This is a genomic window from Sphingobacterium thalpophilum (assembly GCF_038396785.1).
GTDB lineage: Bacteria > Bacteroidota > Bacteroidia > Sphingobacteriales > Sphingobacteriaceae > Sphingobacterium > Sphingobacterium thalpophilum_A.
On record NZ_CP151087.1, the window covers coordinates 2,502,602 to 2,516,802 of the forward strand.

Annotated in this window: 16 protein-coding genes; 8 read left to right on the forward strand and 8 right to left on the reverse strand. The window is 41.0% G+C overall.

Annotated features, from left to right (window positions below; all coding sequences use genetic code 11):
- Nucleotides 1-5: 5 nt before the first annotated feature.
- The 4 genes from cysM to AACH28_RS11150 form a co-directional block, all read right to left on the reverse strand.
- Nucleotides 6-878, reverse strand: a complete 873-nt coding sequence (cysM, locus tag AACH28_RS11135; RefSeq protein WP_046673906.1) for a cysteine synthase CysM — start codon at nucleotides 876-878, stop codon at nucleotides 6-8.
- Between the two features lie 5 nt (nucleotides 879-883).
- Nucleotides 884-1,693 (reverse strand): serine O-acetyltransferase, encoded by an 810-nt coding sequence (locus AACH28_RS11140; protein WP_046673905.1) that lies wholly within the window; start codon nucleotides 1,691-1,693, stop codon nucleotides 884-886.
- Between the two features lie 120 nt (nucleotides 1,694-1,813).
- On the reverse strand, nucleotides 1,814-2,197 hold the full coding sequence (locus AACH28_RS11145) for a DUF3037 domain-containing protein (RefSeq protein WP_341832972.1): 384 nt from the start codon (nucleotides 2,195-2,197) through the stop codon (nucleotides 1,814-1,816).
- Nucleotides 2,175-2,972 (reverse strand): HipA family kinase, encoded by a 798-nt coding sequence (locus tag AACH28_RS11150; RefSeq protein ID WP_341832973.1) that lies wholly within the window; start codon nucleotides 2,970-2,972, stop codon nucleotides 2,175-2,177. The genes AACH28_RS11145 and AACH28_RS11150 overlap by 23 nt, the downstream gene beginning before the upstream one ends.
- A gap of 302 nt (nucleotides 2,973-3,274) precedes the next feature.
- On the opposite strand from AACH28_RS11150, the gene AACH28_RS11155 reads away from it, so the two are divergent.
- The 4 genes from AACH28_RS11155 to AACH28_RS11170 are packed head-to-tail and all read left to right on the forward strand — an operon-like array spanning nucleotide 3,275 to nucleotide 6,472.
- On the forward strand, nucleotides 3,275-3,817 hold the full coding sequence (locus AACH28_RS11155) for a DUF1599 domain-containing protein (RefSeq protein WP_046673902.1): 543 nt from the start codon (nucleotides 3,275-3,277) through the stop codon (nucleotides 3,815-3,817).
- Between the two features lie 7 nt (nucleotides 3,818-3,824).
- Complete coding sequence (locus tag AACH28_RS11160) at nucleotides 3,825-5,009, forward strand: BT_3928 family protein (RefSeq protein WP_046673901.1); 1,185 nt, start codon at nucleotides 3,825-3,827, stop codon at nucleotides 5,007-5,009.
- Nucleotides 5,010-5,014: 5 nt separating this feature from the next.
- Entirely contained in the window at nucleotides 5,015-5,530 is a 516-nt protein-coding gene (locus tag AACH28_RS11165) for a shikimate kinase (RefSeq protein WP_070564726.1), read from the forward strand.
- Nucleotides 5,531-5,533: 3 nt separating this feature from the next.
- Nucleotides 5,534-6,472 carry a glycerophosphodiester phosphodiesterase family protein gene (locus AACH28_RS11170; protein ID WP_115049646.1) on the forward strand — a complete coding sequence of 313 codons (939 nt, stop codon included), beginning with the start codon at nucleotides 5,534-5,536 and terminating at the stop codon, nucleotides 6,470-6,472.
- 145 nt (nucleotides 6,473-6,617) lie between these two features.
- Here the strand turns inward: AACH28_RS11170 and AACH28_RS11175 are convergent, their stop codons facing one another.
- Complete coding sequence (locus AACH28_RS11175; RefSeq protein WP_341832974.1) at nucleotides 6,618-9,140, reverse strand: cation-translocating P-type ATPase; 2,523 nt, start codon at nucleotides 9,138-9,140, stop codon at nucleotides 6,618-6,620.
- 487 nt (nucleotides 9,141-9,627) lie between these two features.
- Between AACH28_RS11175 and AACH28_RS11180 the strand changes: the two genes are divergently transcribed.
- Nucleotides 9,628-9,993: a response regulator transcription factor gene (locus AACH28_RS11180; RefSeq protein ID WP_075991208.1), complete on the forward strand. Its 366-nt coding sequence runs from the start codon at nucleotides 9,628-9,630 to the stop codon at nucleotides 9,991-9,993.
- A 36-nt stretch (nucleotides 9,994-10,029) separates the two neighbouring features.
- On the opposite strand, the gene AACH28_RS11185 is transcribed toward AACH28_RS11180, so the two are convergent.
- Together AACH28_RS11185 and AACH28_RS11190 are read right to left on the reverse strand one after the other, a co-directional pair.
- Nucleotides 10,030-10,326: a hypothetical protein gene (locus AACH28_RS11185; RefSeq protein WP_070564714.1), complete on the reverse strand. Its 297-nt coding sequence runs from the start codon at nucleotides 10,324-10,326 to the stop codon at nucleotides 10,030-10,032.
- Nucleotides 10,304-10,543, reverse strand: a complete 240-nt coding sequence (locus AACH28_RS11190; RefSeq protein WP_070564711.1) for a hypothetical protein — start codon at nucleotides 10,541-10,543, stop codon at nucleotides 10,304-10,306. The genes AACH28_RS11185 and AACH28_RS11190 overlap by 23 nt, the downstream gene beginning before the upstream one ends.
- A gap of 323 nt (nucleotides 10,544-10,866) precedes the next feature.
- On the opposite strand from AACH28_RS11190, the gene AACH28_RS11195 reads away from it, so the two are divergent.
- Entirely contained in the window at nucleotides 10,867-11,391 is a 525-nt protein-coding gene (locus AACH28_RS11195; RefSeq protein WP_070564708.1) for a hypothetical protein, read from the forward strand.
- 121 nt (nucleotides 11,392-11,512) lie between these two features.
- Here the strand turns inward: AACH28_RS11195 and AACH28_RS11200 are convergent, their stop codons facing one another.
- Complete coding sequence (locus AACH28_RS11200; RefSeq protein ID WP_341832975.1) at nucleotides 11,513-12,088, reverse strand: 2,3-bisphosphoglycerate-dependent phosphoglycerate mutase; 576 nt, start codon at nucleotides 12,086-12,088, stop codon at nucleotides 11,513-11,515.
- A 257-nt stretch (nucleotides 12,089-12,345) separates the two neighbouring features.
- Between AACH28_RS11200 and AACH28_RS11205 the strand changes: the two genes are divergently transcribed.
- Both AACH28_RS11205 and AACH28_RS11210 read left to right on the forward strand, forming a co-directional pair.
- Nucleotides 12,346-13,419: a RagB/SusD family nutrient uptake outer membrane protein gene (locus AACH28_RS11205; RefSeq protein WP_341832976.1), complete on the forward strand. Its 1,074-nt coding sequence runs from the start codon at nucleotides 12,346-12,348 to the stop codon at nucleotides 13,417-13,419.
- Complete coding sequence (locus tag AACH28_RS11210) at nucleotides 13,379-14,179, forward strand: RagB/SusD family nutrient uptake outer membrane protein (RefSeq protein WP_341832977.1); 801 nt, start codon at nucleotides 13,379-13,381, stop codon at nucleotides 14,177-14,179. Before AACH28_RS11205 ends, AACH28_RS11210 begins: the two co-directional genes overlap by 41 nt.
- The last annotated feature ends 22 nt before the right edge of the window (nucleotides 14,180-14,201 follow it).

The following is a 14,201-nucleotide window of genomic DNA, read 5'->3' on the forward strand; positions in this document are numbered from 1 at the left end:
GGTTCTTAGCCAAAAAGGTCTGAACTCAAATAGCGGTCACCTCGGTCACAGGCAATAAATACAATAAGGCCTTCGTCGATTTCATTTGCAATTTTAAGTGCTCCTGCAAAAGCTCCACCGGTGCTCATTCCTGCAAAAACCCCTTCACGCTTAACAAGTTCCCGGGCAAGCGCTGTTGCCTCCTGTTGGGATATATCGATAACGCGATCTACCCTGCTTGGATCAAAAATCTTAGGCAGATAGGCTTCGGGCCAACGCCGTATGCCTGGTATGGAAGATTCAGGAGTGGGCTGACAGCCTACGATCTGAATGGCTGCATTTTTTTCCTTCAAATAGATGGAATTTCCCATAATTGTCCCCGTAGTCCCCATGGCGCTTACAAAATGTGTAATCTTCCCCGCAGTATCACGCCAGATTTCAGGTCCCGTTGTTTTGATATGTGCTTCGTAGTTATCTGGATTTGCAAATTGATTCAATATAAAATAGCCTTCTTTTTCGGCCTTTTCTTCTGCATAATCGCGACATATTTCCATGGATTCCAATAAAGTAACTTTCGCCCCGTAAGCCTCCATCGTAAGCGTTCGCTCCCGCGTTGAAGAAGCTGGCATCACAAGCTCGAGGTTAAGTCCATATATACCGGCGATCATAGCAAGTGCGATCCCCGTATTACCGCTCGTTGCCTCGATCAATTTACTATCTTTTGTAATATCGCCCCGCTCCATCGCCGAACGGATCATATTGAGTGCTGCACGATCTTTCACCGAGCCCGCAGGATTATTACCCTCCATTTTTGCAAAGATCCGCACCTTGGGATTTGTATGAAATTGTGTAATCTCGACTAAGGGTGTATTTCCTATGGTATCTATGATATTTCCCATGGTATCTATATTATTGGTTTTGAATCTATAAATTTTGATGTAGCCTGATGGTATACGGTGGTGTAAGGCTCGACAGAACTTGTCAACCAGACATTCCCGCCAATGACCGAATGATGGCCGATGTGTGTTTCGCCGCCCAGGATTGTGGCTCCAGAGTAGATAATAACATGATCGCCAATTGTCGGGTGGCGTTTTACATTGGAAAACACCTTATCCACACTCAGGGCCCCCAGGGTTACACCCTGATAAAGTTTCACATAATTACCGATGGTGCAGGTTTCGCCGATAACCAATCCGGTGCCATGGTCAATATGCAGATGATGGCCTATTGTTGCTCCAGGATGGATATCAATTCCCGTTTTGGAATGCGCATGTTCTGTCAATATGCGCGGTATCAAAGGAACACCCAGGCGATGTAGTTCGTTCGCCATCCGGAAAATACAGATCGCAAAGAAACCGGGATAAGTACGTACAACCTCTCTTTTATTCTGTGCTGCAGGATCGCCATCCATCAATGCATCTGCATCCCAGCACATCAATTCATAAAGTTGTGGAATCCGTTCAAAAAACTGGTGCGCTACTTCCGAGTGATTGCAGCTTTGACAAGCTTTGGATTTGCTCAGGAGCTGCTCAAGCTCCAATTCAAATTGTTCAAAAGCGAGCTTCACATCATCGACCGATTTCATCTCGCTAGAATTTCGTTCGGGGAAGAGCACATCCACAATTCGGATAGCCCAGCCGCAGATCTTCTTGTTAGAAGGCATTTCTAGAACAGCCAATTGCTGTTCATAGATATGTTGATAAAAATCATGCATCTTCACTAGTTTATTAAAACAAATATACTATACAATATTGATAGATTAAGCCTTATTATCAAAACTTAGCCCCATTGCCGATCATTGAGCTCATTTGATGAGCAGAGCATATCTTTTAGCTTAGCGAACCAAGCGTTCAAACAGCTCGTTCAATGTTGCTTCGGGATCCTCACATAATCCGGGGTGTGGTGCCGAGCATTGAATCAGGGTACTCCGCTTCGCTGTGAGCCAACGAAACCGTTCAGTGATATCTAACTCGGCAAGTTTACCGGCATCTTTTTCGCCGTGGCAGATTCGCTGGAAGGAAGACAGATGATTTTCGATCAACTCCAACTCGATATTCGGGCAAAGAGCACGCACCTTTTGTTCATTGACCAGATAAACCATCTTCGCAAAACGATACTTACGACAATAAAGAGCTACGCCTACATTGATAAATTCCTCTCGCTCCACTCGTGGTATCAAACGTACCACAGCATACTCATATACGGTCTTTTCTGGCATCTTCTATTTGTTTTACAAAAATGGATGAATTGGCTACACGCTGTTTCAGGAAAGAAACATACACTTCGCGCGCATCGGCTGCGGAGAGCTCACGTTCGGCATCTTCCAGCCATTCATCGGGTACCACCGCCAATATTCCACGAAATACCGCTTCCGTAAAAACGGAACGATATTCCTGATCTATTTTCTCCACCATACTCGCATTTTTGAGCAGTACGTGATCTTTAATCTGAACAAATGGTTTTAGGGATTGTTCTTCCCAGTTATCCCAACTGTGATGAAAATATAAGGAAGCGCCGTGATCTATCAACCAAAGTTCTTTATGCCATATCAGCATATTTGTATTCCGAACGGTACGGTCAACATTCATCAAGAGAGAATCCAACCAGACAATTTTCGAAGCTTCCTCCGCGCCGATGGCATCAACATTCGCATCAAATGTGATGGCTCCACTCAGAAAATGAAGTCCCAGGTTTTTGCCTACACTAAATTTGAGCAGATCCTGAATTTCTTCATCGGGTTCTGTACGGCCAAAGGATTCGTCCAACTCCGCAAATACAATTTCGGGCACTCTTAATTTGAGCAATCTTGCTATCTCTCCACCGATCAGTTCTGCGATCAATGCTTTTCGTCCCTGACCTGCCCCTCTAAATTTTATAACATAACTAAAGCCGTCATCGGCATCAACTAATGCGGGCAAAGACCCTCCTTCCCGAAATGGCTGGACATATCGGATGATCTCTACATCTCTAATAACAGGTTGTTTAAAATCCATGAATTATATTTTTACGATCTTCAAAGTTGGTAATACCATGCAAACTGATCAAACTTATCTAAAGTTACCTATATTTAAACGTTTGCAGCTATAGGAAACGAGAAATTCACGTCATGTACTTGCACAATGCCGCTACTCTTTGTCCCTGCGAACTATTAAGTGTGGTAATATCCAAAATTATTGCTTATATTTTAGCAATAAAGCACAAATTGTACATTCATTTGACCGTTGGAAGTATTATTTTCTAATTATATTTGTAGTGTAATCACAACTTGTCTCATCAAGTTTCTTCAATCAACGATATGGATACCATTCAGGAATATAACAATGTTATCAAACATTGTCAGGATTTATTTATTAAAAAAACAAAAGATTATGGAACGGCCTGGCGGATTATGCGCCTATCTTCCATTACAGACCAGATTTACATTAAAGCACAACGTATACGCACGCTAGAAATCAAAAAGGTTTCCAAAGTTGGCGAAGGCATTGTCGACGAATATATCGGTATTATCAATTACTGTGTCATGGCCATGATTCAGATTGATTTGGGTGAAGATGGTGAAGAAAATCTGGATCCAACTTTTGTGAATCAGAAATATACCGAAAAGGTTACCGAGACCAGAGATCTCATGCTTGCCAAAAACCACGATTATGGTGAAGCATGGCGCGATATGCGTGTTTCTTCCATGACAGATCTGATCTTGATGAAAATTCACCGCGTTAAACAAATTGAAGATAATGATGGGCAAACCCTTGTTTCTGAAGGCATCCATGCCAACTATCAAGATATGCTCAACTACGCAGTTTTTGCATTAATTAAATTAGGAATTGCACAACAATAATCGGATTATGACAGCCACACAGCAGCGTACCAAAACAAATTATCTTTTAGGATTTTGCCGGATTTTTACGGGACTTTTGTTCATATTCTCCGGTTTTATTAAAGCAAATGACCCGACAGGGTTTGGCTATAAGCTTCAGGAATACTTTGAGGTCTTTCATCTCACAGCTTTTAATGAATACGCCACTGCCATGGCCGTGGTGATATGTGGTTTTGAAATTTTGTTAGGCGCACTTTTATTACTTGGGGTTTATGCAAATACCGTTGCCTGGGGCCTGCTGCTGCTGATCCTGTTTTTCACCTTTCTAACCTTCTATTCGGCATTTTTTGAGGTCGTGACCTCATGTGGTTGTTTTGGCGATGCCATCCCACTCACACCTTGGCAATCATTTTCTAAAGATCTGGTGCTCTTGGCCTTGATCCTTATTATATTTTTTAACCGAAAACAATTACGATCAATTATCAAAGGATCAGGCAATCAATTCGTTGCTACTTTGATTACAGCGATCATCTCCTTAGGTATTGGTGTTTACACCGTAAACTACCTCCCCTTTATTGATTTCTTACCCTACAAAGTTGGCAACAACTTACCTTCATTAATGGTATTACCTGAAGGCAAACAAGGCGATGTCTTTGAGCAAATCTATACCATGAAAAACAAAAAGACAGGCGAAACCAAAAAGGTCAATGACAAAGTCTATATGGCTGACAAGCTATGGGAAGATGAATCATGGGAAATTATAGGTGAGCCTGAGAGTAGATTAGTAAAAAAAGGATATGACATCCCTATTCCTGATCTCTTAATTACAGACGCTGATGGTGCAGATCATACACAGGAAATCATTGCCAACCCGTATTATAACCTTGTGATCGTTGCAAAAGATCTTTCTTCGACCAATATTGATGCTATCCAAAAGATCAATCAGACAGCCATTCAGTTAACAAAAGATTATAATGGACTGCGCGTTGTTCTATTGACTGCTTCTGCATCCAAAGACGCGCAATATCTGAGTGATAAAATGCAATTAATTGCGGAGATATTCTATGCCGATCTCATTCCTCTGAAAAGCATGGTGAGAGCAAATCCTGGTGTACTGCTCCTAAAAGGAGGCAACGTCGTCGGAAAATGGCACTATAATAATTTTCCGGATGCCAAAACCATTGAAGATAAATTTCTAAGTAAAGACAAATAGTACCTATGCCTAAACCTATATTTTTGATTGGTTATATGGGAAGTGGAAAAACTACCCTGGGTAAGAAACTTGCCACCAAACTCGAGCTCCCTTTCATCGACACTGATGAGGAAATCGTCAAACAAATTGGCATGAGCATTACCGAATATTTTAGTCAGCATGGTGAAGACGCCTTCCGGACATTAGAACGCGAGCAATTGCGTAAATTTGCGGAGAATGCTGCCGTAATATCTACGGGTGGTGGCGCCCCCTGTTTCTTTGATAACATGGAATGGATCAGGGCGAATGGTTATGCCGTCTACTTACAGATGTCGCCCAAAGCACTTTTTGACCGTCTTTCTCAATCTAAATTACACAAACGGCCCATTCTGATCGGAAAATCACCGGAGGAACTACGGCTATTTATTGAAGAAAAGTTGATCGAAAGAGAACCTTATTATACACAGGCACATTTGACGATTGACCAATTAAACACGAGTGTCGAGACACTGGCCGATTTGATTAATCAGTACAATAGATAGACAATGAATATACGTACCCCCCACTACTTCCTTTTATTGATCTGCTTTATCGTAAGCAGTTGCTTTCGTAATGGAGCCAATACGGATGGCTTGCCGGTGGGTAAACGTATACAGCTCCAAAATGTGGAGGAATTATATCAGTTTTTGACCTATGATGATAATCGTTATCCATTGGTCAGTTTGCATCGTGGGGGCCCCGCATCCGGATACCCGGAGAATGCAATCGAAACTTTTTCCTATAACGCGAGCTTACAGCCAGTCCTTGTTGAATGTGATGTTCGTATCAGTAAAGACTCGGCATTAATATTAATGCATGATAATACGCTAAACCGAACAACCACAGGTAGAGGGACTGTGAACGCCAGCACATTGGCTGAGCTCAAAAGTCTTCGTCTATTGGACAATAACAAAAAGATAACGCCCTATAGGATCCCTACGCTGGAAGAAGCACTTGCTTGGGGAAAAGGAAAGGTAATCTTCACCTTAGACATTAAAAATGATGTCCCTTATGAAGCCGTTATCAACGCTATTCGCAAACAAAGAGCAGAATCCAGCGTAGTCATCATCACGTATAGTGCCAACCAAGCGGCCAAAGTGCACAGTCTGGCGAGCGACATCATGATTTCGGCTTCGGTCAATAACATTGAGGACCTTGCTCGTCTAAATGAAAAAGATATACCCGACAATCGCTTGTTAGCTTTCGTCGGAACACGTGAAGCAGATCCAGCATTAACCAAAATACTACATGACCATGGCATCATGTGCATATTGGGTACACTGGGGAACTTGGACAAACAGGCCGACAAAAAAGGCTTTCAAGTTTATGCTGGGTTTATTGATCGCGGCGCAGACATATTAAGTACAGATCGACCTACGGAAGCAGGGCGAGCGCTGAATTTCTACATCAAGAAAAGAGGAATTACTTCGAAATTTATTCAGTAAGACTGATAACATCATTTTTCCACCTCAAATCACTACAGAAATCATTTCGCCATCAAATATCGCACTTGAAACTGCATCGCATCATGAGCTTAGGCTGCCTCTCAGCTAATCGTTGTTAGTGTAAATTTCAAATCCTAATCTTATATTAAGATTTATCAGATTTTCTTTGAACTGAAATTCTCCGGATCAATTTATAAACCTCAAACCATAAAACGGATACTGCAGCCACGGACAGCGCTATTCCCAATTCATATCCACTTAGGGCTGTTACAGCAAAAAATTGGGCAACCGGAGCAACATATAATATCATCGCTAAAAATAGAAGCACAGCGATCGAAATTCCAACGAGCAGCAAGTTTCGGTTTTTAAAACTCTCCAGGATACTATAATGGAAAGATCGATTGGCATAACTCAGTAAAATATTGGCAAAGATTAAAGTAGCAAAAACCATAGCCCTTGTTTTTTCCTCGGTTCCCCCCTGCTGAACAGCAAATTGATAAACAAAAAGAATTCCTATGGTGATTATCAGGCCTTGAACAATGCTGATTCCAAGCTCATTTATACTCAAAAAAGTGTCGCTCATAGCTCTAGGAGGCCCCTTCATGGTATCCTTTTCAATAGGTTCATTTTCATATACGATCGAGCAAGTAGGTCCCATGACCAATTCGAGGAAAATCACATGCACAGGGCTAAAAATCTGTGGAAATACCCAGCCTAAAAACAAAGGGAGTGATACGGTCAAAATAATGGGGATATGAATAGAAATAATGTATTGAACCGCCTTCTTGATGTTTGCGTAAATCCTTCTTCCGGCGGCTATACCGATGATTAACTTTTGTAAATCGTCGTTTGTGATAATCAATGCCGCGGCTGATTTTGCAATTTCAGTACCTTTATTGCCCATTGCCACGCCGATATGGGCTGCTTTTAATGCTGGGCCATCGTTCACCCCATCGCCAAGCATCGCCACGACCTCGCCTTTCTTTTTCAGGGCATTTACAATGGCCAGTTTAGCATCCGGAAACATTCTGGTAAATAGCGTTGTTTGCTCTGCTATCGCCATAATTTCAGCTTCGGACTTGTTTACGATTTCACTGCCATTGACCGGCGCAGACAAAATACGAATTCCGGCCTGAGCTGCTATTGCTTGAGTCGTATCGGCATTGTCGCCGGTAATCACATTGACTTTAATCCCCGCATCATAAATATCTTGAAACACGTCCTGAATACCCTTTTTGGGCGGATCATAAAATACCGTCAACCCTAAAAATTGGAACTCAAATTCCTGTTGATTCGCAGGGAAATTATTGCCTTCGAATGTCGCTTTCCCCACACCTAATAAGCGAAAACCCTGCGCTCCATAGGATTTAACAATAGCCCTAATTTTATTTTTCTCCTTATCGGACAGCTTGGATACGCTAAGTATAGCCTCCGGCGCCCCTTTGGCAGCAATAATCCGATCTTTTCCTGTATTTTCGAAAAGATGGGTCATCATCGGCGGTTTACCCTCTAAAGGATATTCATGAAATAGTGCATATTCCTTTCTGAGGTCCCGCTTTTGCGTTTTTTCATATATTTTATGTAACGTAATTTCCATGGGGTCGAAGGGCACAGGCTCACTGCTCCACATCGCATAATCGATAAGCTCTCTTAAATCGGATTCATCAAACCTTTCCTGATCATAAGATGAATCCGTAGCATAATTATAGAGGTATTTCAATTGCATGGAATTCTCTGTAATAGTCCCGGTCTTATCGGTACAAATCACCGTCGTACTGCCCAAAGTCTCAACAATACTGCTTCTTTTGATGATAATCCCCTCACGCATGAGCTTCCATGCGCCAAGCGCCATAAAAGTCGTAAATGCAACAGGAATCTCTTCTGGCAACACAGACATCGCCAACGTAAGTCCATTGAGCAAGCTCGCCACCAAATTACCACTATCAATAAAACTGTATATACATACGAATAAAAAAATGAGTATACCGACAATGGCCATTGCTTTTACAAACTTTTGGATTTGCACCTGCAATGGCGAAATTTCTTCTTTGATATTCTTTATCGATTCACCGATTTTCCCAACACGTGTCTCTTTACCGATTTCAGTAACTTCAAACACGGCCAGGCCCGAGACCGTAACTGTCCCACTGTAGACCAGATTATCCTCGGACTTACTGTCCTTAAAGACCGAAAAACTTTCCCCTGTCAGCGAAGATTCATTGACAGAAAAATCGTTACTATGTAAAATACGACCATCGGCGTTTATAATTCGACCTTCCTCTGTAATACAGAGATCGCCCACAACAATCTCATGTGTTGGAATTTCACTAACCTTCCCATTTCGAATCACAGTGCTTAATGGTTCATTCAGCTTTTCAAGTTCCTCCAGGGCTTTTTTGCTACGATTGTCCTGATAAAAGGAAATTGCCGTAACGGCAACAATAGCGACAAACATAAATACGGCCTCTCCGTAATTCCCCACAAAAACATAAATCATCGAGATGATAATCAATAGAATCAGCATAGGCTCCTTCAAAATATCCACAAGCAGTTCAAACCATGTATTCTTGTGGCTATCGCTCAATTGATTCCAACCATATTTAGCGCGAGAGGCATTAACCTCGGTTGTGGAAAGACCCTTCAGATTATCGGGAATATTATATGACATATCGAATGAACTAGGTTACCTAAATATAATGAATAATTCTTGTATCCAGGAGTTAAATCATCTGTCGACGATCATCTCCTTCACATGTAACATCATGTTACAATCTTTTATTTACAGCTTTTACTTTTTGTAAAAAAGAAAGGCTACATGACTTATCAGCAACATATTAGCATAAAATTTACCTTCTACTGCTTTTCTTTTATTGCATATTTCTATTACAATGATATATTTGCGCAGAAATTCATTTGGGGACTTTGAATTTCATATTAGCCAAAAGCAATTTTACGATCATTTTTCCAGTAATGCCAAGACAGCTTCTTGCGATTGAAGTCCTTCTTTGCTACCTATGTTTTCAGATCATGTAAAACACAAAGAGACGCTGGAAACTAAACATATTGTTAAAATATTTCTGTACCTATCGTTAGATATGGAATAGCATCTAAACTTGCTGTGGCCTCCATAATAGTATATTAATAATAAAAACAAGATGGTCATCTTAATTGCAGAAGATAATGAATTGATATTACGGACAGTTCAATACAAACTGATCAAGGCAGGTCACGAGGTTATCACTACCAACAATGGAAAAGATGCAATTGAAAAGCTCAACACAATGGATCTCGATCTGATCATTACCGACATTATGATGCCATTTGCTTCGGGGATAGAAGTACTTTCTTCCATAAAAAAGCTCGAGAAAAAAATCCCGGTTATTGTACTTTCCAACATGGGACAAGAGGAAGTCGTCATTGAAGCTTTTGATCTTGGCGCTTCAGATTTCATGGTGAAGCCGTTTAGCCCGGAAGAACTCCTGTTGCGGGTCAAACGACTGACGATTAACAATCGTAATTAATCTGTATGGGGAGACTTTTAATATAACTACGGAATATTACCAGACATCACGATTCGATGCCCGAAGACTTTCCCGAGCATAATTCGCTACTTCATCATTTTCGTCCCCAGTTTTTAAACGTACCTGTAAATTTTCTAGCCAGTCGGCTAAAGCATCTAAAGCCGTTTCACCGTTTCCGAAAATGCCTTGATGCGGATCGGGCCCCAGTAAACACCAATACGACGTTTCTTCTCTAAATACAACGGGACGTAGCTCACGAATTTCAAAAGGTAATTCTTCTGAATCAAAATCCAATGGTACAATTTTATCTTCAGCTATTTTCATCTGTTCCATAACCCATTTCTACTTTTTTTAAATCTTCCTCTGGCCAGGTAAGCAGCTCCTTCAACAGATATGTTTTTGGTCCTCCATCTGCTGTATCATCAGCAAACTGTTTTAGAAATTCCTGCAGATCACCTTCGACTTTTATTAATTTTCCATCTTGAAGAACATCATATCCCGCTGCAATCCATTCTTCGATCCTTTCCGTATTAATTTGTAGTTTCTCCATCTGCTGTATTTTGTAGCATTTTAAATGCCGCTTTTTATAACATTTAATAACACCTCACCGATTAAAATTATAATAGCCATCAATAAAAAATAGCCTGAGCACTATTAAACCTTAAAAAAGCAGCTCTCTATTATAAGAACAATACTTTAATATATATGGTTGATTTTTTTTTAGATTATCCATAAAAAAATCAACTAAAAAAGAGGTAGTTACATATCATTTATTGTTTATCAAAATATTAAAAAAATCTTTGGCAAACTATTTGTTTGAACAGCGAAAGCTTTCTAATCGGAAGCACACAACTTATATTTTTTTAAATTATCATGAAAAAAGTAATTCTACCTTTTCTAACACTTTTTACGCTACTATTTGTTGCTCATCAGCAAGCAAACGCACAAACTCCCTATCGGACAGCCATTGGTCTTGGAATAGACGTCGGCGATGGTCAAACATTATTCGGTCCACAGATAAAACACAATTTTGGTGGAAATGACGCTGGAAATGCACAAGTATTATTTGGAGACAATATTACTGTTATCGGCGTAGATTATTCATACAACAAACGTATTCCTGGATCTCGAGGTCTTTCATGGTACATTGGTGTTGGTCCACAAGTATCATTTATTGATTATGGTAAATGGCACGACGACTGGTATGACGACTACCATTGGAAAGATGGAAAAACACATACTGATTTTGCGATCCGTCCAGCTTTGGGTCTAGAGTTCAAAATACCTTCTGCACCATTGGCCATGCATTTCGACTGGAAACCTTGGTGGAATCTTTCTCATGGTTCTAATTTCGAGCCATCGCGTTTTTCTTTAGGATTTAAATTCGTTTTGAAATAGTATAACGCGGATACAAATAACAAAAATCCTGCTCATCGTTCGTATGGCAGGATTTTTTGTTTCACAACTGCAATATCACCATTTCATAAATGATTAGATTAGCCTAGAAATCAGTATAATACTACCCCTCAACCTGATATTCGATCGGTTGTCCGGTAGCAATCTCCCGTTCCAATATTTGTTCCGGAGAAAGATGTTCCAAAAACATAATCAGTGCCCTAAGGCTATTGCCATGCGCAACAACAAGTACATTTTTGCCTTCTTTCAGTTTAGGTGCTATAAAATGTTCATAATATGGAATAACACGTTCGTATGTATCTTTAAGACTTTCCCCTCCTGGTGGCGGAACATCAAAAGACCTACGCCAGATATGCACTTGTTCGGCACCATATTTTTTGGCCATTTCAGCCTTATTCAAGCCCTCAAGTTGTCCGTAACCACGTTCATTCAAAGCAGCATTTATAACAATGGGGACGGAAGGATTGCCCATTTCATGTAAAATAATCTTTAATGTATGCTGTGCTCTCACAAGCGCTGAAGTATAAGCTATATCAATTCGTTCATTTGCCAAAGCCTTTCCCGCCTGCCGAGCTTCCTGTTGTCCCAATTCGGTAATATCAATATCTTGCCAACCCGTAAAGCGATTTTCCAAATTCCATTGCGATTGTCCATGCCGTACTAAAAAAAGTTTTGCCATTATTTATCCTAAGTTTTTCTAAAACTGTCGCCCACCACAGGGCCAACACCATATATAATAACGATACATTCCATTTTGTTTTATTTATACTTTGAATGCTTTTCTAACCCTCTAAACTAAGTATCGAACTACAGCTATAGGCTACCACAGATTCCTTAGCTGAAAAAATACAAGCACATATTCGCCCTCATATTTGTATATACTTAGAGCAACTTCGAGATTAAAACTATCAGTAGAATTTTAAAATGATTTATCAGATGAAAAGAAAATATATAGGCTACCTTGCATTATTTGCATGCGCGACTTTTTTGACCACCACTTCCTGCAGCAAATTCTTGGATATCGTCCCAGATGAGCGTCCTTCCGAAGCAGATGCCTTTCGTGATCCAAATTCAGCCAAAGGTTATTTGTACTCCTGCTATGCGTGGATTCCGAATTCACGGGTAGGGACCTCTTCCATTGATTTGATGACTTCTGACGAGGTAACGACTGCTTTTGAACATGAAACCTTCGCCCGATTTCCCCGTGGGCAATATACGGCCTCAAGTCCTGTCATTTCCTACTGGGATAACCTTTACAAAGGAATAAGACAATGCTATATCTTAATTCGCAATGTAGATAAAGTCCCTGGGATAGATCCACAGGAGGCGGCACAATATAAAGCTGAAGCCAATTTCCTGATCGGCTTTTATCATTTCTTACTGGTCCGGATGTACGGTCCAGTCGTTATTGCAGACCAAGAGTTTGACGTCAATGCCCCTTCTTCAGCGTATCCCAAACGTTCGACTTATGATGCCTGCGTTGATTTTATTATCAAAAAGCTGGATGAGACAGCTGGACAGTTACCTGCTCTTCGTGCTGCGGATGAGTGGGGTCGTGCTTCCTCGGTTATTGCCAAAGCGCTAAAGGCTAGGGTATTGCTTTATGCAGCATCACCGCTCTTTAATGGCGGTGGAGGTGATAAACAGAGCTTCTATGCCAATTTCAAAAATTTGGATGGCACAGCATTGATCAGTACTACCTTCGACAAACAAAAATGGCGCCGTGCAGCCCTAGCGGCTAAAGAAGCCATTGATGCAGCTGAACAAAGTGGGGCTTCACTGTATAAAAACAGCACCTACAATACCGTACTACCAGCTAATCCTATTGAAAAGGACTTACGCCTTACTTTTATTGACAAAGCCAATACCAAAGAAGTGATTTGGGCGGAAACACGTCGGGAAGGTCTCTACGATTTTCAAAATAAATCTACTCCCTTTCTTAGCGGCGCACAAGGTGAGTCGTATAACGGTGTATCCCCCGACCCTCACTCTGATCGAATCGTTTTATAGTAAAAATGGTTTACCGATTGACAAAGACCCCAATTATGACTATAATGGACGATACGCTGTAACAAGTACACCCAATGGCAATACATTATCGTTAAATCTAAACAGAGAACCGCGCTTCAATGCTTGGATTGCATATCACAACAGCTACTATGAAGTGGTTAGAGGGAGTGCCAATCAAATCCTAGTTCAGTTTCGGAAAAATGACAATTGCGGCATCCAAGGACGGTCTAATAACTACTCACCAACAGGATATCTCAACAAAAAAGGTATTGCGCCCGAATTGAACCAAAGTAGACTGCAGGTCTCCGTCAATTATCCATGGCCTGTGATACGTCTAGCAGAATTGTACCTGAACTACGCGGAGGCGCTGATCGAATACGGTCAGGATCTGAATACGGCCAAACAATATATTGACCGCGTTCGGGTCCGTGCGGGCATCCCAACAATTGATGTCGCATGGGCTCCAATTGGCGGGGCAACGAATCAGGCAACACTACGTTCCATCGTCAGACAAGAACGTACTATTGAACTTTACTTGGAAGGCCATCGCTTCTGGGATTTAAGACGTTGGATGATCGCCGATCAATACCTCAACCAACAGGCGAAAGGAATGAATATACAAGGAGCTACCGATACAGAATTTTTCAAAATAACAACGGTCGTTTTTCCACGTAGTTTTAGTCAGCGTAATTATTTAATGCCTATACCACAGGAAGAGATCAATAAAAACGAGGAATTGGTACAAAATCCCGGTTATTAATTAATTTAATGAATTGCACAAG